Origin of the sequence: Herbaspirillum sp. CAH-3, from assembly GCF_009668275.1 — a bacterium.
Classification (GTDB): domain Bacteria; phylum Pseudomonadota; class Gammaproteobacteria; order Burkholderiales; family Burkholderiaceae_D; genus Herbaspirillum; species Herbaspirillum aquaticum.
On record NZ_VSWE01000013.1, the window covers coordinates 75,844 to 96,151 of the forward strand.

The following is a 20,308-nucleotide window of genomic DNA, read 5'->3' on the forward strand; positions in this document are numbered from 1 at the left end:
GAGTCAAATTCTAGCGCGGACTGGAGCAAGACGGGGGATCGTGGAGGAATAGATTATCGCTACTCCCGAAGGGCAGCGGGAGACCTGGTTCAGTGGCTCGCATCAATCGGACAAGCAGCGCCCGAACGCCATGCCCGGGAGACTCAGCCGTTTCATTGCCTGGCGCTCTGCGCCACCGGTATCGCCGCGTCCAGCGGTGAGCCAGCATCATCACAACGACAGGGAATGGCGCGCCGGCCCGCTGACTCGGCGCGCACGTTTCCAGACAACGAGAGAGGAAAGAGAGACATGCAACATTCGCTATCGAAGCTGGGGGCATTGGCCCTCCTTGCTGCCTTGCCCATGGCCGTTTTTGCACAAAGCAGCGTGACCATTTCCGGCGTCATGGATGCCGGTGTGTCCCATGTCAGCAACCAGGGCGGCAAGAGCAACCTGCGGGCCGACAACGGCATCGGCGTTCCCAACATCCTGTTCATCAAGGGCCAGGAAGACCTGGGGGGCGGCATGGCCGCCATCTTCCAGCTGGAGAGCCAATTCAACCTGAGCACGGGTGCCTCCTTGCCCGGCAACAACCTGATCTTCGGCCGCCAGGCGCTGGTCGGCCTGCGGGACCGGCGATGGGGCACGCTGAGCGCTGGCAACCAGTATGAATTCATGCACGATGCGCTCATGTTCGGCGGGTTTGACTCCGCGCTCACGTATGGCGGCTACTACACTTTCCGTCAAGGACCCTTCAATGCGCTGGCAGTACCCAACAACCCGACCGGTGCATCCGACTTCGACCGACTGGCCGGTCTTGCGCGCGTGGCCAATTCGGTCAAGTACCTGAGTCCGGCGATCGGAGGCGTCACATTCGGCGGCATGTATGGCTTCGGCGAAGTGGCTGGCGATACCGCTTCCTCGCGGACCATCAGCCTGGGCAGCAACTATGTCCAGGGAGATTTCGGCCTGGGCGCTGCCTACACCGACGCCCGCTATTCTTCCATGGGCAATGGCCACGATGGCATTCGCAACTGGGGCTTGGGCGCACGCTACCGGCTGGGCGACTACAAACTCAATCTGCTCTACACCAACACGCGCAACACCCTGACCAAGGGCGAAGTCAACGTCTATCAGGCCGGCGTGAACTGGCAGATGGATGTGGCCTGGAACCTGGGAGTCTCCTATGAGTACATGAAGGGCAATGCGCAATTGGCCCACAATTACGCCCACCAGGGAAATGCGACCCTGCAGTACTGGCTCTCCAAGCGTACCGACCTCTATCTGCAAGCCGTGTACCAGAAAGCCGGTGGTGACAACGCCACCACGCAGGCCTGGATCAACGGACTGTATGGCCCCGGATCAGCTTCCAGTACCGGTAGCCAGGGTATTTTTCGCATCGGCATGGCCACGCGTTTCTAAGCCGGACCAGCCCCGCATCCACAAGAAGAGAATGGAGACAGCATGAAACCCTTGTCCAGTGAAGTACCCGTCCCGGCCGTCGGGGAGGAGTCCTGGCGATATCGCGGATGGCTGGTCGTGATCGCGTCGATGGTGGCGCTGATGTTCGGACCGAGCACTGTCGCCGTGCTCAGCCTGGGGCTATTCATCAAGCCCCTCGAAGTCGATTTCGGATGGAGCCGTACCGAGATCGCCTTGGCCAGTTCCATCGTCTCCTATACCGTGATGCTCATTTCGCCGATCCAGGGCTACCTGGCCGACCGGTTTGGAGCGCGCGCCATCATCCTTCCCTGCATCCCGCTGTTCTGCGCGGCCGTGGGGCTGATGTATTTCATGCCGCCGGTACCGTGGCTGTATTACGCGGCGTGGGTAGCCTTGCCGGCCATCGGTATCGGCATTTTCCCCTTGTCGTACCTGCGCGTGGTCAGCTCCTGGTTCGACCGGCGCCTGGGACTGGCCATCGGTATTGCCAATGCCGGCATTGGCATTGGGGGAGCCGTGATCGCGCTGCTCATCGGGACGGTCATCGCGCAGCACGGCTGGCGCACCGGTTTCCTGGGGCTGGCGGCATTGGTTGCATTGACGCTGCCGCTGGCGTTCTTCTTCATCCGCGAGAAGCCAGGCACCGAACCCCGGAAAGGGCGCACGCAAAGCGTGCCAGGCGTGGATTTCCACGTGGCGGTCCGCAGCCGCTCTTTCAAGCTGCTCATCGGCATCTTCGCCCTGCTGGGCGTCATCAACACGGCAATGGTGGTGCACCAGATTCCCATGCTCATCGATGCCGGCGTGACGGCGCAGCGTGCCGCACTGGTACAGGCGACCTTCGGCATTTTCGTCATCGTCGGGCGCTTGCTCACCGGCTTGCTGATCGACTACCTCTCAGCCGCATTGGTCATGTGTGCACTCGTCCTCGGCGGCACTGTCGCCTGCGCACTGTATGCCTACGGGGTCAGCGGCAACGTGGTCTTCCTGTGTGCGGCGCTGCTGGGGATGGTGCTGGGTGCCGAGTTCGATGTATTGAGCTATCTGCTCAAGCGCTACTTTGGCATGCGTGCCTTCGGCAAGCTCTACGGCGTGATCTTCGCCGTCTTCCAGTTTGGTGCCGGTGCCGGTGCGGCGCTGCTGCCGATCATGCGCCAGGCCTCCGGCAGCTATCGCTCCGGTCTCCTGACATTTTCCGCAGCCACCCTGGTGTGCGCCTGGCTGCTGGTGCTGTTGTACCGGGGCGGCCGCACCGCGCAGGTCCCGGGGCACTCGCCCCATTCCCATCTTCCACAAGGAAATCCATGCAGCAAGACATGAACGTGCCGCGTTTGCCGGTGGTGGAGATTGCTACCGCCACTCCGGCACAAAAAGAGGTCCTGGACGATATCCTGAAGGGGCCGCGCGGCAACCTGGCCGGCCCCTTCCTGTCATGGATCCACAGTCCCGGGCTGGCACAGCCTGCGCAGAAGCTGGGCGCATTCTGCCGCTATCACACCCGGCTCCCGCTGGCCCTGTCGGAGTTGGCCATTCTTTGTACAGCTGCAAGGTGGCAGGCCCAGGCGGAATGGCAGATTCACTATCCCATCGGCATCGAAGCCGGACTGGATGCGGACAATGTCGAACGGATTCGTCTTGGCCTGCGCCCGGCCTTCGCGCAGCGCGAGCAACAGATGGTCTGGGAGCTGGTGCAGCAACTCTACGACACCCGGCGCATCGGTGAGCCCTTGTATCGGGAAGCGGAACAACGTTTCGGTATCGAGGTGCTGGTCAATCTGGTTGGCCTGCTGGGCTACTACAGCCTGGTGGCGATGACCCTGAACGTCTTCGAGGTGCGTCACGGCGACGGCGCCCTGCCGTTTGATGAACCGCCTGGCGATACGGTGGCTTGACGGATCCGTCCAGGCCAGGGCAGCTTGGCCGGAATTCAAACATGTTGGCTCACAGTTTGAAAGTGTGAATCACCCGATATCGAGCACGATCCTCCCGCGCGCTGTCTTGCCCGACTCCAGCAGGGCATGCGCGCGCGCTGCCTCGGCCAGCGGGAAGCATTGGCCGACCGTTGGCACCATGACCCCTTGCTGCGCCAGCATCGCGACCTCGCGCAGACACTGCGGATCGTCATCGATCATCGAGCGGACCACACGCACCTTGAATTCCTCCCCGCGTTCCCTGATGGGAGCGGCGACTAGCCACACCAGTTGCCCGCCCGGCTTGAGGACGGGATAGGAGCGATCGTGGGTGTCGCCGCCCACCAGGTCGAAGACGACATCGAATCCCCGCAAGGCCGAGAAATCTTCCTTGTCATAGGCGATCACCCCGGCCGCGCCCAGTGCCAGGACATCATCCTTGTTGGCGCTGCTGCAGGTGGCCCACACTTCGGCACCCAGGTGCGCCGCCAACCTGACCATCAGGCTGCCCACCGCACCTGATCCAGCGTGTACCAGTACCTTCATCCCGCTTTGCACCTGCGCCGTCCGGACGACGGGAATCCATGCGCTGGCACCTGGCTGCAACAGGGCGGCGGCCTGCCGGACCGAGAGCGTGTCCGGCTGCGCAACCACGCGCTCGGCCGGGAGGACAATGGTCTCGGCATAGGTGCCCTGGCCCAGCATGTCGGCAATCACGCACACGGCCTGGCCGACATGAAATCCTTCCGCTGCCGACGCGGCGATCACCCCCGCGCCATCACGGCCCGGGACCTTCGGCAGCGGCAGCTCCATGCGCCCCTGCAACAGGCCTGCCCGCAGCTTGGTATCCACGGGAGCCACGCCGGCAGCCCGCAGGCTGACCCGAACCTGGCCCGGCGCCAGGGCAGGTTCTTCAATCGATTCCAATGCCATGACCTCGGGTGGGCCATAGCGGTGATAGCGGATTGCCTTTGCGTTCATCGTGCTTCTTTCGATGTTGTTCGTTGTGGAAGCGGTGAGGCAGCACACCTTCAGCGCTTCCTGGATTGCCTCAGCACCGGATACTAGAGAGAAGCATCACGCCTGTGCAAATCAACCCCTTCGATGCCAGCGATAAGCCTGGCTGATTGCACTGCAAGCCGGTGCGATACGGCCGCTCCGTGGCGCTTCAACCGAAGCGGATCGCCATCGTCTATCGAAGAGCACCAATCCCCCATACCTGATGTCTCGCGCGCAGTCATTACAAATCCGTAATGATTGCGCCATCTTTCTGTCGAGGCTTCCTTCCTAGAATCCTTTCCAAGCCTGCGCGCAGCCAAGCCGCGTGCTGCTGGTGTGGCGTGGTGCTCGGCAAGGCCTTTGACGCCGCGCTCAACACCGGGGCATAATCGCTGCCGCATCTTGCCGGCGCCGCTTGTTCATCCCCGGATGCCGACCGGATGGGCCCGTAGTCATTCTCCTTTTCAGCTATGCGTGCACTGATTCTCCTGCTTGCTTTCCTGTTGCCGATGCAGCTCTCCTGGGCGGCAGTGGCATCGTATTGCCAAGCGGAAAGGGAGACTGCGCCCGCCCATCTCGGACATCATGACCACCCCGCTGCCGAGACGCACGCGCAGGCCGAATCCAAGGATTCCAAAGCCGGGGACCTCGACCTGGATTGTTCCCTGTGCCAATTCTTCGCCATGAAGTCGGTACAGGCCGCAGGTACGCTCCTCTACGCGCCGCTGGCCACTCGCTTGCCAGCCCATATCAAGCAAGTTTCCCACCCCGCCTCGCACATCGCCGACGGCCCTGACAAGCCCAACTGGCTGCTCGCCGCCTGAGTCGGCGAGGACAATTCCCCCATCATCTGCTCTCGCCGAATTCCCCTTTTCATCACCGGAGAATTCGATGTTTCGTCACAGCTTGATGCTGGGGCTGGCGCTGCTTGCGGCCAGCGCCAGCCGTGCGCAATCACCTGCGCAATCACCCGCGCAATTCACCCCGCAATCCATTGCGCCCGTCACCGCAACCGCCCTGGACAAGGAGACAGGCCCGCTCTCGCTGCCAGCCGCCATCAGCCTGGCCTTTGAGCAGAACAAGACGCTGGCCGCCGCCAGGAAAGAGATCGAGGCCGCTGACGCCACGATCCTGCAAGCCGGTGCCCGGCCCAAACCGGAGTTCTCGGCACTGATCGAGGACACCCGCAAGTCCAGCCGTACCACCACCTACCAGATCAACCAGCCCATCGAACTGGGCGGCAAGCGCAGCGCCCGCATCGAGGCCGCGCAGCGCGCACGCGACATGGCCGTGCTGGACTACGCCGCCAAGCGCAGCGATCTGCGCGCCGCCGTGGTGGCCGCGTATTACGAGGTGATGGTGGCCACGGAGCGTCAACGACTGGCCCGGGAACTGCTGGAACTGGCCGGGACCTCGGCCGCGATGACGCAACGCCGCGTCATGGCCGGCAAGATTTCCCCCGTCGAGCAGACCAAGGCGCAGGTGGCGCGCTCCGCTGCCCAGCTGGAACTGAACCAGGCCAACAGCGAGCTCAGCCTCGCCCGGCAAAAGCTGGCGATGTCCTGGGGTGCCACGGTCGGCCGCCAGCCTTTGAGCGACCAGGGTGTGGAATCCCTGCCGCCCCTGCCGGCCATTGCACAGCTGACCGAGAAGGTGGCCAATGGTCCGGCCGTGCGGCTGGCCCGGCTGGAAGTGGAGCGCCGCCGCGCATTGGCCAGCATCGAGACCAGCAAGCGCACACCCGATGTGAGCCTGACCCTGGGCAACAAGCGCGATGAGTCCAACGCCAGGAACATGTGGGTCGTGGGCGTTTCCGTTCCCATTCCAGTTTTCGACAGCAACCAGGGCAATGAACTGGAGGCGCTCAAGCGCGTCGATATCGCGCGCGATGCGCTGGCGCTCACTGAGCTGCAGATGCAGGGCGAAGCCGCGCAGGCTTTCGAGCGCCTGCGCAATGCCAGGGAAGAAGCCACTGCCTTGCGCAGTGACATCGTCCCCGCCGCGCAATCGGCCTACCAGGCTGCCCGCACAGGATTCGAACTCGGCAAGTTCGGCTACCTGGATGTGCTCGATGCACAACGCACCTATTTCCAGGCCAAGGCGCAGTACTGGAAAGCGCTTTCCGCCGCCTTCCAGGCCGCCGCCGACCTCGATCGCCTGGCCGGTACCGAGACCCCTCCAGCAGAGTGAGAACACACATGACCAAGAAGCAGACATTGACCATCGCGGCGATCATCGCCATTGCAGCGCTCGTCTCGGGGATCCTCCTGATGAAGGGCAACCCTGCCCAAGGCAGCAGTGCCAAGCCGGACGCCCACCAGGAAGAAGGAGGGCACAAGGAAGACGACCATCATGATGAGGAGAAGGATGACGAGCACAAGGACGGTGAGCACAAGGAAGAAGGCAAGATCGCCCTGAGCAAGGAGCAGATCGCCGCCGCCGGCATCGTCCTCAAGACCGCCGGTCCCCAGCAGATCAGGTCCGGCCTGCAGTTGCCGGGCGAGATCCGCTTCAATGAAGACCGCACAGCCCACGTGGTGCCACAGGTGGCCGGCACGGTGGAGTCGGTATCGGCCAAGCTCGGGGAGAAGGTCAGGAAGGGGCAGGTGCTGGCCGTCATCAACAGCAGCGCCGTCTCCGAGCAGCGCTCCGAACTGCTCAACGCAGAACAGCGCCTGTCGCTGGCCCGCACTACCTACCAGCGCGAGAAACACCTGTGGGAACAGAAGATTTCGGCCGAGCAGGATTACCTGCAAGCGCAAGCCGCGCTGCGCGAGGCCGAGGTGGCGGTGCGCAATGCGCAGCAGAAGCTGCGTGCCATCGGTGCTGCCGGGACATCCTCCGGCAACCTGAACCGCTATGAAATCCGCGCGCCCTTCGACGGCATCGTGGTCGAGAAACATCTCGGCCTGGGCGAGGCCGTGCGCGAGGATGCCAACGTCTTCCTGATCTCCGATCTGTCCAGTGTCTGGGCCGAGATCATCGTCTCGCCCAAGGACCTGCAGGTAGTCCGTGCGGGCAAGAAGGCCGTGGTGCGCGCCACCGCTTTCGACGCCAGTGCCGAAGGCACGATCTCCCACGTCGGTGCCCTGATCGGTGAACAGAGCCGTACTGCCAAGGCGCATGTGGTGTTGCCCAATGCGGCCGACCTGTGGCGTCCGGGCCTGTTCGTCAATGTCGAGGTGGTCGCCGGGGAGACCGCGGTACCGGTGGCCATCCTTGCAGACGCCATCCAGACGGTCGAGGGCAAGAGCGTGGTGTTCGTGCGTGTGGCCGACGGCTTCGCGGCGCGGGAGGTCAGCCTCGGACGCTCTGATGGACAGTTCGTTGAAATCACCTCCGGCCTGGATGCCGGGACCGACTATGCCGCCACCGGCAGCTTCGCCATCAAGGCTGAACTGGGCAAGGGCTCTGCCGAGCACAGCCACTGAGCCGCGCGACTTCAGGAAAGACGACAATCATGTTTGAACGCATCATTCGCTTTGCCATCGAGCATCGATGGCTGGTCCTGCTGGCCGTGCTCGGGATGGGTGCTTATGGGGTTTACAGCTACCAGAAGTTGCCCATCGACGCCGTCCCCGACATTACCAACGTGCAGGTGCAGATCAATACCGCTGCGCCCGGCTATTCGCCGCTGGAGACCGAACAGCGCATCAGCTATCCGATCGAGACCGTCATGTCCGGCCTGCCGCATCTGGAACAGGTGCGCTCGCTCTCGCGCTATGGCCTGTCGCAGGTGACGGTGATCTTCAAGGACGGCACCGACATCTACTTTGCGCGGCAACTGGTCAATGAGCGCATCCAGCAGGCCAGGAGCCAGCTGCCGCCCGGCATCGACCCCGGCATGGGGCCGATCTCCACCGGCCTGGGCGAGATCTACCTGTGGACGGTAGAGGCCAGGGAGGATGCGCGCAAGCCCGATGGTACGCCCTATACCGCCACCGACCTGCGCGAGATCCAGGACTGGGTCATCAAGCCGCAACTGCGCCTGGTCCCTGGCGTGACCGAGATCAATACCATCGGCGGCTTCGCCAGGGAGTACCTGGTGGCCCCCTCGCCGGAGAAGCTGGCCTCCTACGGCATGACCATGGACACCGTCGTCAAGGCGCTGGAGAAGAACAACGGCAACGTCGGTGCCGGCTACATCGAACGGCGCGGCGAGCAATACCTGATCCGCGCGCCGGGCCAGGTCGGCTCCACGGAAGACATCGGCAACGTCGTCCTGGCCAACGTGAAGGGCGTACCCGTTCGCGTGCGTGACGTGGCCGAGGTAGGCATCGGCCAGGAACTGCGCACCGGTGCGGCCACCGAGAATGGCCGCGAAGTCGTGCTGGGCACGGTCTTCATGCTGATCGGTGAGAACAGCCGCAAGGTCTCGCAGGCGGTGGACAAGAAGATGCGCGAGATCAACCGCACCTTGCCCCAAGGCGTGGAGGCGGTGACCGTCTACGACCGCACCGTGCTGGTGGACAAGGCCATCGCCACCGTCAAGAAGAACCTGGTCGAAGGCGCCTTGCTGGTGGTGGCGGTGCTGTTCGTCTTCCTCGGCAACATCCGCGCGGCCATCATCACGGCCATCGTCATTCCGCTGGCAATGCTGTTCACCTTCACCGGGATGGTCTCCAACAAGGTGAGTGCCAACCTGCTCAGCCTGGGTGCGCTGGACTTCGGCATCATCATCGATGGCGCGGTGGTGATCGTGGAAAACTGCGTGCGCAGGCTGGCCCACGCACAGCAGCATCACGGCCGCACGCTCACCCGCAGCGAGCGCTTCCATGAAGTCTTTGCGGCGGCCCGGGAGGCGCGGCGGCCGCTGCTGTTCGGCCAGCTGATCATCATGATCGTGTACCTGCCGATGTTTGCGCTCACCGGCGTGGAGGGCAAGATGTTCACGCCGATGGCCTTTACCGTCGTGGCGGCGCTCATCGGTGCGATGATCCTGTCAGTCACCTTCATCCCGGCGGCCATCGCCCTCTTCATCGGCGAGCGCGTCGCGGAAAAGGAAAATGTCATGATGGCCTGGGCCAAGCGCCTCTATGAGCCCATGCTCATGCGCATCATGGACAACAAGGCCGTGGTGCTGACCTTTGCCGCTGCCCTGATCGTGGTGTGCGGTGCGGTCGCCACCCGCCTGGGGACGGAGTTTGTACCAAGTTTGAACGAAGGTGACATGGCGGTCCAGGCGCTGCGCATTCCCGGTACCAGCCTGAGCCAGTCGCTGGAGATGCAAAAGCAGATCGAGCGCACGCTGAAGCAGAGATTCCCCGAGATAGAACGCGTCTTCGCCCGCACCGGCACGGCCGAAGTGGCCTCCGATCCGATGCCACCGAACATCTCGGATGGCTACATCATGCTCAAGCCGCAGGACCAGTGGCCCGAGCCGAGAAAGACGCATGACGAGTTGCTGGCGGCGATCCAGGCCGAAGTGGAAAAGATCCCCGGCAACAGCTACGAGTTCTCCCAGCCCATCCAGCTGCGCTTCAACGAGCTGATCTCGGGTGTGCGCAGTGACGTGGCGGTGAAGGTCTTTGGTGATGACATGAACGTGCTCAACGAGACCGCTGTCAAGATCTCGGCCGTGCTGCAGAAGATCCCCGGGGCCACCGAAGTCAAGATCGAACAGACCACCGGCCTGCCGATGCTGACGGTGGACATCGATCGCCAGAAGACGGCGCGCTACGGGCTCAATGTCTCGGACATCCAGGACACCATCGCCACCGCCATCGGCGGCAAGCAAGCTGGAACCCTGTTCCAGGGCGACCGCCGCTTCGGCATCGTGGTGCGCCTGCCCGACCAGGCGCGCACCGACCTGGAGGCGATCCGCCGCCTGCCGGTGGCCTTGCCGCTGCAGGAAGGGGCGCTGCGCACCAGTTACGTTCCGCTGGGTGAGGTTGCCACGCTGAACATTGCGCCAGGCCCCAACCAGATCAGCCGCGAAGATGGCAAGCGCCGCATCGTGGTCAGCGCCAACGTGCGCGGGCGGGACCTGGGTGGCTTCGTGGCCGATGCCGAGCGCCAGTTGCAGGCCGAGGTCAGGATTCCGGCCGGCTACTGGACCAGCTGGGGCGGCCAGTTCGAGAACCTGCAGTCGGCTACGCAGCGTCTGCAGATCGTCATCCCGGTGGCTTTGCTGATGGTGTTCGTGTTGTTGTTTGCGATGTTTGGCAACGTCAAGGATGGGCTGCTGGTGTTTACCGGCATTCCCTTTGCGCTGACCGGCGGTATCCTCGCGCTGGCCTTGCGTGACATCCCGATGTCGATCTCGGCGGCCGTGGGCTTCATCGCGCTGTCCGGGGTGGCGGTGCTCAACGGGCTGGTGATGATCTCCTTCATCCGCAGCCTGCGCGAGGAAGGACGTTCGCTGGATGCGGCCATTCACGAGGGAGCGATGACGCGCCTGCGTCCGGTGTTGATGACCGCGCTGGTGGCTTCGCTGGGTTTCGTGCCCATGGCGCTGGCCACCGGCACCGGCGCCGAGGTGCAGCGTCCGCTGGCGACGGTGGTCATCGGCGGCATCCTGTCTTCGACGGCGCTGACCTTGCTGGTGCTGCCGCTGCTGTACCGGCTGGCGCATGCGGGGGATGAAGAGGGCGTTGTGCGCCGGTTTGGATTTTGGCGGAAGCGGAGGGGGGTAGCCTGAGGGCCTCAACTCTTCGTCAGCAGGCAATGCACTGACGGGAAGGAGGGCCCGCCATGGCTCTCCTGTTTGTCTCCGGGACTTAGTCCGTTGATGTAATCAAGTCGGATTTTCCGTTGAATCTGGTTTACTCTGTGCGCTGTTTCGATGCGGCTCGATCACGATGGGTTTCACGGCACTTTTTCTGCATGGGCGTTGTCGTTGCATGATCGGGAACGCATCGTCAAAGTGATTTTCAAGAGGAAATGAATGAACAGAGTTTTGCAGTCCATCCACGATAACCTGCCCCAATGGATGGCCGACTGGTTCGACGTACTCGTACCGGCGACGGAAGTGGTACTGATCTTCCTGCTGGCGCTGGCCATCATGCGGGTGGCCAGGGGCGTGATGGCCAGGATCGCGCGGACTTACGGACTGCCGGCCACGGCCGTCATGCTCACGCAGCGGGTACTGGGATTTTTCATCTACGGTGGTGCCATGCTGTGGGCGCTGGAGCGCATGGGGGTGTCCGGGGCGGTGCTGTGGTCTGCATTCACCGGGTTTGCCGCCGTGGGCGCGGTGGCATTCTTTGCGGTGTGGAGCGTGTTGTCCAATCTGTTTTGCGCGATCCTGATCTTCACCACCAGCCCGTTCCGCGTGGGGGATTTGATCGAAGTGCTGGAGGGCGGCGACAAGCCCGGCGTGAAGGGGCGCGTGCTGGATATCAATCTGGTCTATACCACCTTGCTGGAGGAAGGGCAGGGGCAGGAAGTGAAGACGATTTTGCAGCTGCCCAACAGCATGTTCTTTCAGCGGATTGTGCGCAGGTGGAGTGATGAGGGCGGGGTGGAATTTTAGGGAACCATGCCGGGCAACATCCAAGGATGATGCCCCAGCCCGATGCCCCGCGCGCGCATCCGCCTGCTTGTGCAGTCTTTACGGAAACCGCAGGGTGCTGCGCAGGATGGTCACCATGGAATCGATGGATGCATTCTGATTGCCGGTGGCGAAGTTGAGGAAGAACTCGATATGGCCCGGATCGGGCAGCTTGTCAGTGTCCGCGTGCTGAGGGAAGCCGGGTTCATCGGCGATCGTTTCTTCGTTGAACAAGGAAATTCCCCATCCGGCAAGGATGGCGGCGCGCATGGTGGTGGCATCGTCGCACTCCGTATGCACGGTCCAATGCAAACCGGCCTTGCTGAGGATGTCGAAGATGTGTTCGCGGATGAATGCGGGCGCCGGCAGCATCACCAGCGGAATCGGCGCATCTTGCCTGACCAGGTTGTCGACGTCGCCGACCCACACCAGCCGTTCCTTCCTCAGTACCTCGCCACGCAGATCCCCGGCGCGCTGGGCCCCGAGCACGATATCCAGATTGCCTGACTGCAGGCGTGCCACGAGCTGTTCACTCGGGGCTGTCTGGCAACGTACCTCAAGCCGGGGATGGGAGCGCCGCAGCTCGCTCATGAGCGGGAAGAGCAGCGAAGGTGCAATACCGGGATTGAATCCCAGCCTGACCACGCCCTCCAGTGGCATGGTCGAGAACTGCCGCCGCAGCCGATCCGACAGGTCGACCACTTGCCTGGCTGCGATGAGCAGGGCATCGCCGTCATGGGTCAGTTCTACCTTGTGGTGGCTACGCTTGACCAGCGTGCGGCCCGTGAGCTCCTCAAGGCGCTTCATCTGCGCGCTGACGGCTTGCTGGGTCAGGTTCATGCGTTCGGCGGCACCGGTAAACGAACCCTCCTCACTGAGGTACACGAACATGTGCATCAGCGCAGGATCGATGAATCGATTGATCACGCTCTTCTCCCCGAAATGCCGGGATCCTTCCCGGCTTGTCCGTGCGCGCGTACAGGCCCGCTGACGACGCGCAAGATCTACAAATCTTTATTGTTCTGGCTACAAATATTCTTTGTTTCTCATCCTCCTGCCTGAACCTTATGATGTCTTGGCCACTTGGCGGGTGGAGATCAGGACCCGGATCGCATCTTCAAGTGCCGCCACCAAACCGGATTCCCGAATCGATGTGCATTGTAGGACGCTCAAAGGATGATCATGTGTTCGCGCCGTATGCCCGCCGTTCGTCTTCAATCTCCCGCTGCCCGCCACGGCATGTCGTCTGCCATAGAGGGATCTGCCTGATCCCTTCCGTTGCCTGCGTGTGCACGCCTGCTGCCGGTGCGCGCGCCCACTTTCGCGCCCGCATCGCCACCGGTCTGGTCCGGCTCAGCGCATGGGGCGCCCTTGAACCGGCGATTACTGTCAAAGGAAAGAACGATGAAAGAAGAAGACATCCGTCAGCAAGCCTATGCCATGCCGTTCACCAGCCCGGCTTTTCCCCGGGGGCCTTATCGTTTCAATGACCGGGAGTACCTGGTCATCACCTATCGCACCGATGTGGACAAATTGCGTGCGGTGGTTCCCGAACCCCTGGAGATCGATCCCGACCGGCCCTTCGTGAAATACGAGTTCATGCGGATGCCGGACTCTACCGGATTTGGCGATTATACGGAATCCGGGCAAGTCATTCCGGTGAGCTTCCAGGGGCGCCAAGGCGGCTACAGCCATTCCATGTTCCTCGACGATGACCCGCCGATCGCCGGTGGGCGGGAATTGTGGGGCTTTCCCAAGAAGCTGGCCAAGCCTTCCCTGACGGTCGAAACCGACTGCCTCGTCGGTACGCTCGACTATGGCCCGGTGCGGGTGGCCACGGCCACCATGGGATACAAGCACCGCGCGCTGGACCTGGACCCGCTGCGGGCCTCGCTTGCCACGCCGAACTTCCTGCTCAAGATCATTCCGCACGTCGATGGCACGGCGCGTATCTGCGAACTGGTTGAATACCATCTCGAAGACATCGACCTGAAGTGGGGCTTCAGCGGCCCGGCCGCACTTTCGCTGACCTCCCACGCGCTGGCTCCGGTCGGCGACCTGCCGGTCCTGGAGATCGTATCGGCGGCGCATTTCAAGGCCGATCTCACCTTGGGCCTGGGCAAGGTCATCCACGATTATCTGCGTTAGTCCATTCATCACATCATCACACACCACAGGGGTAGAAATGCGTCTCGACAATAAAGTTGCCATCGTCACCGGTGCTGCCAGCGGCATCGGCAAGGAAATCGCCCTCACGTTCGCCCGTGCAGGCGCCAAGGTCGCCATCGCCGACCTCAACCTGCAAGCGGCCGTCGCCACGGCAGCGGAGATCGAAGCCATCGCGGGCAAGGGCAGCGCCATCGGTGTGGCGATGGATGTGTCTAACGAAGAACAGGTCACCACCGGCATCGACAACGTGGTGAGCCACTTCGGCCGCCTCGATGTGCTGGTGAGCAATGCCGGTATCCAGATCGTCGCGCCGCTGGACCAGTTCGATTTCGCCAAATGGAAGCAGATGCTGGCCATCCACCTCGATGGCGCCTTCCTGACCACCAAGGCCGCCTTGCGCCACATGTACGAGCTCGGCAATGGTGGCAGCATCATCTACATGGGTTCCGTGCATTCCAAGGAAGCCTCCTTGCTCAAGGCTCCCTATGTGACCGCCAAGCATGGCCTGATCGGCCTGGCCAAGGCAGTGGCAAAGGAGGGTGCCAAGCATGGGGTGCGCGCCAATGTCGTCTGCCCGGGCTTCGTCCGTACCCCGCTGGTGGAAAAGCAGATCCCCGAACAGGCGCGCACGCTCGGCATCTCCGAACAGGACGTGGTCAAGAACGTCATGCTCAAGGAAACCGTCGACGGCGAATTCACCACCGTCCAGGACGTGGCCGCAGCCACCCTGTTCTTTGCAGGCTTTGACAGCAATGCGCTGACCGGCCAATCCCTGGTCGTCAGCCACGGCTGGTTCATGCAGTAATCACGAGAGCGACCATGAACAAGCCCCATTCCCGTGCTGCTGCAAGGCCATCCGGCAAAGGACGCAGCGCCTTCGAATGCATCGCATTGGTCCTGCAGGGCGGCGGTGCACTGGGCTCCTACCAGGCCGGCGTCTATGAAGCGCTGGCCGAAGCCGAGGTGCATCCGGACTGGATTGCAGGCATCTCCATTGGTGCGATCAATTCCGCCATCATCGCCGGCAATGCCCCGCAGGACCGGGTCGCCAAGCTCAAGGGATTCTGGGATTGCATCACCGCCAATCCGGTCCTGGACATGGCCGTCCTGTCCGAAGTCCATGGCGGCCATGGTGACTTTTCGCGGGGTCTGTTCAACCAGGTCAGCGCCGGCATGGCGCTCTTCAAAGGGGCGGCGGGGTTCTTCGAGCCGCGCCGGCCGTCCCCCTTTTTTCATCCCAATGGCAGCCTCGGGGCGACCAGTTTCTACGACACCTCAGCATTGAAGGGGACGCTGGAACGCTTCATCGATTTCGACCGCATCAACAGCCGGGAAACACGCCTGAGCGTGGGGGCGGTCAACGTGCGGACCGGCAACTTCACCTATTTCGATACGGAAACCCATCTGATCCGGCCAGAGCACATCATGGCCAGCGGCTCCCTGCCACCGGGCTTTCCGGCCACCGAAATCGACGGTGAATTCTATTGGGACGGTGGCCTGATCTCGAACACCCCGCTGCAATGGGTCGCCGATGGTCCGACCCGCCAGGACACCCTCGCCTTCCAGGTCGACTTGTGGAATGCCGAGGGCAACCTGCCCGGCAACCTGGTCGATGTCACCACGCGCCAGAAGGATATCCAGTATTCCAGTCGCACACGCAGCGCCACCGATCATTTCAAACGCGTGCAGCGGGTGCGCGGCGCGTTGGCCAACCTGCTGCAGAAGCTGCCGCGCCAGTTGCAGGACATGGAAGGATTGGAGCTGCTGCGGGAGGTGGCTGATCACAAGGCCTACAACATCGTGCACCTGATCTATCGTTCGCGGCAGTATGAGAGCCACTCCAAGGACTATGAATTCTCGCGGCTGACCATGCACGAACACTGGCAGGCCGGGTATGAAGATGCCGTGGCGACGCTGAAGCACCCGGAGATTTTTGAGCGCCCGTCGAACCAGGAGAACGTGATGATCTTCGACAGGCTGGGCACCAGCCGCCGCGCCTGAAGTAGCTGGTCGTATTGGAGGCAAGACAGGTTGTCCCGCGGATTGACCTGGGAGTACCGTCAACGCGGCCATCGGCGGCGTTGACGAGCGCATCTGCTCGGGGGAGCGGAGCGGACTGGTTCGCCAGATGGTGAGAATAAATTGAATAACAGGTTCATCGATCCCGCACTCATGCATATGCTCGTCTACCTGCATGAGGAGGGCAGCATCAGTGGCGCAGCCAAGTGCATGCATCTTACCCAGCAGGCTGTGAGCGCCCAGCTCAAGCGGCTGGAGGAATTGGTCGGACGGCCGCTGGTGTGCCGCCAGAATCAGCGGATAGAACTCACCCCGGATGGCGAGGTGATCCTGCTGGCAGCACGCAAGATGGTGGATATCGCCAATCGTATCCGCTACCAGTTTTCCAACACGACGCTGGATGGTTTCGTACGCTTCGGCTTTACGCAGGGCTTCAGCCTGCCCATGCTGTTTGCCCTGCTCAGCGAGCTGCGCCGTGTCCAGCCGCGCCTGGAAGTGCGCTGCGAGACCGGCCGTACCAGCCAGCTGCTGGCCAAGCTCGAGGCCGGTGGCCTGGATGTGGTGCTGGGGGCGCAAGCCGACGGCAATGCCCAGGGCGAAGTGATGCGCCGCGAGCGGCTGGTGTGGGTCGGCGACCTGCATCACCTGGTGCGGCCGGGAATGACCATCCCACTGGTGGTGCTGCCTGCGCCGACCTTCATCCGTGAACATATCTTCGACACGCTCAGCTCGGCCGGTCACAAGTGGACCGTGCATTTCGAAAGCGATGATCCTGCGTCGCTGCGTACGGCCATCCGTTCCGGGTGGGGGATCTCCCTGTTCAACGAAGAAACCGTGCTGGGCGATTTCACCCTGCCGCATGCCATGGAGACGACGCTGCTGCCCTTTCCCGGGCACGTTGAATTCTTCATGCGCTACAACCCGCTCAGGAATGATGCACTGATCCGATCCTTCGCCACGGTACTGCGCAAGGTGCTCAACCGGCCTTAGTCCGGTCTTGCAACAAAGCGATCAAGCGATACGGAAGCAATACGGCCGCATTCCCTTCACGGAAATGCGGCCGTTGTCCATGCGCCTGGGGCGCGCAAGCTCAGAATGGCTGGACTGCCGCGCGCGCGTAATAGTCGGCAATGGCGCTGATCTCGTCCTCGCGCATGGCGTGAGCCACGTTGCGCATCTGCAGCATGGCATCGTTGGCCCGCTCACCGCGTTTGAAGAGGGCCATCTGCTCGGCCAGATAGTGACGGGGGAGTCCATCGAGCCAGGGCGCCCCGATCTTGCGGTCGGCCCCGCCGTGGCAGGAAATGCAGGGCGCGATATTGCGCAGCGGATCGCCTACCTGCACCAGGCGTGGAACAGCGCTCTCGGCCAGACCGCCTGCCTGTGCCGGGCGGGGCAGGCTGGCGAAGTAGGCGGCCAGATCGGCGCTATCGCGGTCGGACAGGGTGCGGGCCAATGCGCCCATGACGGCGTTGGACCGCTTGCCGCTGCGGTAATCGGCCAGCTGCTTGATGATCACCTCGGGGAATTGTCCGGCCAGGCCGGGGGCGTCCGAACGGCTGTGGCCCTGGACCCCGTGGCACATGGTGCAGGCCAGGGCCAGCGTGGCCCCGCGTCCCACGGACTGGGGCGATGCCGGACGGCTCATTGCGGGCAGCAGCACCACATTGCTGGCCACCACCGGTGCCGGTGCCTTGGCCGACGGCGCACTCCACTGGCCGGGCACCCCGGCGGCGCGGCAGATGCTGTCCCACAGGCTGGCGGCGCGGAAGTCGGCCTGCACCGACGGCAGCCACAGGAAGCCTACCGCCAGGCAGATCACGACCAGGCACAACAGGGCCAGGACGCTACGGCGCGTGGCGGGGCTCATCGGTGGGCGCTTGCTGGCGAGGGGCATCACTGTCCTCCAATCGGAATGACCGGCACCCAGGCCTCGGGCAATGACGCCAGCTGGGCGATGGGATAGGCGTAGTTGACCAGGGTCAGCGCGATCATCATGCCGACCCACAGCCGCAGGCTGTTCAGGGGCGCAGGCGGGCGCAGCTCCGGATGCACGGCGACCGCAAAGCTGTAGGGGCGCACCGGGCCGCTCTGCGTGCGGGCCGAAGCAAGGATGTAGAGGAACAGCCCGGCCGACACCACCAGCACCATGCCGCCTGCGACCGAGATCAGCACCAGCAGGCCGTGCGGATGCAGGGCCGGATGGGTGTAGTCGTAATAGGCCATGCGACGAGGCGCACCCAGGAGGCCCACGAGATGCCAGGGCATGGTCAGGATCATCATGCCCGCGAACCAGAGGGCGATCTGCAGTTTGATGAGCCGGGGCGAGGGCGTGGCATTGTGCCGCAGCTGTGGCCACAGCTCATAGGCCGCCATGAAATACATGATCACGATGGCGCCAGCAAAGATCAGGTGGAAGTGCCCGGTGACCCATTGCGTGTTGTGCACGGTCTCGTTGACCTGGTAGTTCATGTTGATGAGGCCGCCGGCCCCGCCGAATCCCAGCATGATGAAGGCATAGGTGACGGCCAGCATCATCGGCTGGTCCCACGGCAGTGCCCTGACCCAGCCGAAGGGCCCCTTGCCGCCGCGCAGGCGCCCAACGATCTCGGCCGAGGCAACGATGGTGAAGACGGTCAGGAAGGTCGGGATCGACACCATCGCCGTCATCGCCGCATGCACGAACTTGAAGCCGGCACCGACCTGCGGATCGGCGAACAGGTGGTGGATGCCGATGGGCATGGAGAACACCAGGAACAATGCGAAGGACACGCGGGCCATGGTGTCGCTGTAGAGCCGGCCGCCGATGGCGCGCGGGAAGATGGTGTAGAACACCAGGTAGGCCGGCACCAGCCAGAAATACACGATGGCATGCAGGGTCCACGAGAACAGCACGCGCGCCAGGCCGGCATTGATGGTGTCGGTCCAGCCCAGCGAAGCGGGCAGGATCTGCAGCAGGATCTCGCTGCTGGCCCCCATCGAGGTCCAGGCCCACAGGCAGGCGCCGGCGACATTGCCATACATCGCCAGCGGCACTACCTGGCCCGGATGCGCACGCTTCCAGGCCAGCAGGTTGAAGACCATCAACGCCACCCAGATCCAGGAGCCCACCACCACCAGCACGATGCCGAGGTAGTAGAAGGGGCTGCCGATCATGGGCGGATAGAAGGTGTAGAGCACCGAAGACTTGCCCGCCGCTGTAGTAGCTCCTGCCATGACCGTGCCACCGATGACCAGCCAGAATCCCAGCCACGCCCAGCGCAGGCCCAGCAGGGGCTGGCGCAGCGCGATCTCGGTAATCGCGTAGCCGATTCCCATGGCCACCAGCGTGGGCAGTACATAGGCCATCACGGTACCGTGCAGGGTCACCGAACGATAGTAATGCTCGGGATTGCTGATCCAGCTGTGCAGCGGGCTGCGGATATACATCTGCCACTCCCCCAGCAGGATGGCGAGGAAGAAGGCGATGAAGGCGATCCAGAGGTGGGCCAGGACCAGGCGCTTAACGTGATACACAGTTCAACCTCTCTTCGTGTTGCATCCGCGACTGGAATTCTTCGCGCGAGATGACCTGGACCTTGGCCCACATGGCTTCATGGCCCACGCCGCAATATTCATGGCAGGGCATGAGCTGCTCGCCCTGCTGTTCGAAGCTGGTGGTGAAGGTGGAGATGAAGCCGGGGATGAGCATGGTGTTGGCATTGGTCTTGCCGATGAGGAAGCCATGGATGGCATCGGTGCTGGTGCCGCGGAAGGTGACCGGGGTTTTCTCCGGCACCACCAGGCATTGCGGCACAAATGAATATTGCTGCGCCACCAGCCGCACCACCACGCGCCCGCCGGCTTCCTGGGCGGTACCGAGGTTGCTCTCGATGAATTCGCCGCGCAGGTGGACGCTGCTCACGTCGATCTTTTCCACCCGCGAAGGCGGCATGGCGGCCCAGTGCAGGGCGGTAAAGACCATCAGCGACAGCAGCGAGAGGATCACCAGCAGCACGAAGATCAGCCAGCGCCGCTCGGCCAGGCTGGCCACCAGCGCTGAACGCTGAAGGCCGGAGGGCTTTGCCGGTGGAGGATTGAGTGGATTCATTGGACGATGCCTCGCGGCAGGTAGACGAAAAAGTAGAACAGGAAGAACAGCGCGATCACGATGGCCGATGCCAGGCCGGCCACCGCAAAGGCACCGCCAGGACCACGCTGGACGATGGCCTCGATGTCGGCGCCGAGCTCATCGTCGTGGCGCTCGCCATTGCTGTGCCCTGCAGAAGCAGAAGGGATGGGGTCGGGTGCGTGCATG

General features: G+C 63.1%; 18 protein-coding genes. 12 read left to right on the forward strand and 6 right to left on the reverse strand.

Annotation, left to right across the window (positions count from 1 at the left end; all coding sequences use genetic code 11):
* The first annotated feature begins 288 nt into the window (after window positions 1-288).
* The 3 genes from FYB76_RS17455 to FYB76_RS17465 are packed head-to-tail and all read left to right on the forward strand — an operon-like array spanning window position 289 to window position 3,314.
* Window positions 289-1,401, forward strand: a complete 1,113-nt coding sequence (locus tag FYB76_RS17455; protein WP_154134438.1) for a porin — start codon at window positions 289-291, stop codon at window positions 1,399-1,401.
* Window positions 1,402-1,443: 42 nt separating this feature from the next.
* Complete coding sequence (locus tag FYB76_RS17460) at window positions 1,444-2,742, forward strand: MFS transporter (RefSeq protein WP_088756538.1); 1,299 nt, start codon at window positions 1,444-1,446, stop codon at window positions 2,740-2,742.
* Window positions 2,727-3,314, forward strand: coding sequence for a carboxymuconolactone decarboxylase family protein (locus tag FYB76_RS17465; RefSeq protein WP_154134439.1), 588 nt, complete (start codon window positions 2,727-2,729; stop codon window positions 3,312-3,314). Before FYB76_RS17460 ends, FYB76_RS17465 begins: the two co-directional genes overlap by 16 nt.
* Window positions 3,315-3,383: 69 nt before the next feature.
* Here FYB76_RS17465 and FYB76_RS17470 read toward each other — a convergent pair whose 3' ends face one another.
* Entirely contained in the window at window positions 3,384-4,313 is a 930-nt protein-coding gene (locus FYB76_RS17470; RefSeq protein ID WP_154134440.1) for an NADP-dependent oxidoreductase, read from the reverse strand.
* Between the two features lie 488 nt (window positions 4,314-4,801).
* Here FYB76_RS17470 and FYB76_RS17475 point away from each other — a divergent pair, with 488 nt between their 5' ends.
* The 5 genes from FYB76_RS17475 to FYB76_RS17495 all read left to right on the forward strand — a co-directional run bounded on the left by FYB76_RS17475 (window position 4,802) and on the right by FYB76_RS17495 (window position 11,805).
* Entirely contained in the window at window positions 4,802-5,155 is a 354-nt protein-coding gene (locus tag FYB76_RS17475) for a cobalt transporter (protein ID WP_154134441.1), read from the forward strand.
* A 67-nt stretch (window positions 5,156-5,222) separates the two neighbouring features.
* Window positions 5,223-6,521 (forward strand): TolC family protein, encoded by a 1,299-nt coding sequence (locus FYB76_RS17480; RefSeq protein WP_154134442.1) that lies wholly within the window; start codon window positions 5,223-5,225, stop codon window positions 6,519-6,521.
* An 8-nt stretch (window positions 6,522-6,529) separates the two neighbouring features.
* Window positions 6,530-7,762 carry an efflux RND transporter periplasmic adaptor subunit gene (locus FYB76_RS17485; RefSeq protein ID WP_154134443.1) on the forward strand — a complete coding sequence of 411 codons (1,233 nt, stop codon included), beginning with the start codon at window positions 6,530-6,532 and terminating at the stop codon, window positions 7,760-7,762.
* Window positions 7,763-7,791: 29 nt separating this feature from the next.
* Window positions 7,792-10,971, forward strand: coding sequence for a CusA/CzcA family heavy metal efflux RND transporter (locus tag FYB76_RS17490; protein ID WP_154134444.1), 3,180 nt, complete (start codon window positions 7,792-7,794; stop codon window positions 10,969-10,971).
* A 246-nt stretch (window positions 10,972-11,217) separates the two neighbouring features.
* Entirely contained in the window at window positions 11,218-11,805 is a 588-nt protein-coding gene (locus tag FYB76_RS17495; protein WP_195724662.1) for a mechanosensitive ion channel family protein, read from the forward strand.
* A gap of 78 nt (window positions 11,806-11,883) precedes the next feature.
* Here the strand turns inward: FYB76_RS17495 and FYB76_RS17500 are convergent, their stop codons facing one another.
* A complete protein-coding gene (locus FYB76_RS17500) occupies window positions 11,884-12,750 on the reverse strand; it encodes a LysR family transcriptional regulator (protein WP_154134445.1) in 867 nt (288 codons plus the stop codon).
* A 477-nt stretch (window positions 12,751-13,227) separates the two neighbouring features.
* Between FYB76_RS17500 and FYB76_RS17505 the strand changes: the two genes are divergently transcribed.
* From FYB76_RS17505 to FYB76_RS17520, 4 genes are all read left to right on the forward strand, one after another.
* Window positions 13,228-13,971 (forward strand): acetoacetate decarboxylase, encoded by a 744-nt coding sequence (locus FYB76_RS17505; protein ID WP_154134446.1) that lies wholly within the window; start codon window positions 13,228-13,230, stop codon window positions 13,969-13,971.
* Between the two features lie 37 nt (window positions 13,972-14,008).
* On the forward strand, window positions 14,009-14,797 hold the full coding sequence (locus FYB76_RS17510) for a 3-hydroxybutyrate dehydrogenase (RefSeq protein WP_154134447.1): 789 nt from the start codon (window positions 14,009-14,011) through the stop codon (window positions 14,795-14,797).
* 14 nt (window positions 14,798-14,811) lie between these two features.
* The gene (locus tag FYB76_RS17515; RefSeq protein WP_154134448.1) at window positions 14,812-15,993 is read left to right on the forward strand and encodes a patatin-like phospholipase family protein; all 1,182 of its coding nucleotides are present in this window, start codon (window positions 14,812-14,814) and stop codon (window positions 15,991-15,993) included.
* A gap of 171 nt (window positions 15,994-16,164) precedes the next feature.
* Window positions 16,165-17,001 (forward strand): LysR family transcriptional regulator, encoded by an 837-nt coding sequence (locus FYB76_RS17520; protein WP_154134449.1) that lies wholly within the window; start codon window positions 16,165-16,167, stop codon window positions 16,999-17,001.
* 100 nt (window positions 17,002-17,101) lie between these two features.
* Here FYB76_RS17520 and FYB76_RS17525 read toward each other — a convergent pair whose 3' ends face one another.
* Genes FYB76_RS17525 through FYB76_RS17540 form a run of 4 tightly spaced genes read right to left on the reverse strand, consistent with a single transcriptional unit; the run spans window position 17,102 to window position 20,307 of the window.
* Entirely contained in the window at window positions 17,102-17,908 is an 807-nt protein-coding gene (locus tag FYB76_RS17525; protein WP_154134450.1) for a c-type cytochrome, read from the reverse strand.
* The gene (locus tag FYB76_RS17530; protein WP_370516370.1) at window positions 17,908-19,527 is read right to left on the reverse strand and encodes a cbb3-type cytochrome c oxidase subunit I; all 1,620 of its coding nucleotides are present in this window, start codon (window positions 19,525-19,527) and stop codon (window positions 17,908-17,910) included. Before FYB76_RS17530 ends, FYB76_RS17525 begins: the two co-directional genes overlap by 1 nt.
* On the reverse strand, window positions 19,514-20,101 hold the full coding sequence (locus FYB76_RS17535; RefSeq protein ID WP_154134451.1) for a cytochrome C oxidase subunit II: 588 nt from the start codon (window positions 20,099-20,101) through the stop codon (window positions 19,514-19,516). Before FYB76_RS17535 ends, FYB76_RS17530 begins: the two co-directional genes overlap by 14 nt.
* A complete protein-coding gene (locus FYB76_RS17540) occupies window positions 20,098-20,307 on the reverse strand; it encodes a hypothetical protein (protein ID WP_154134452.1) in 210 nt (69 codons plus the stop codon). Before FYB76_RS17540 ends, FYB76_RS17535 begins: the two co-directional genes overlap by 4 nt.
* Window position 20,308: the final 1 nt, after the last annotated feature.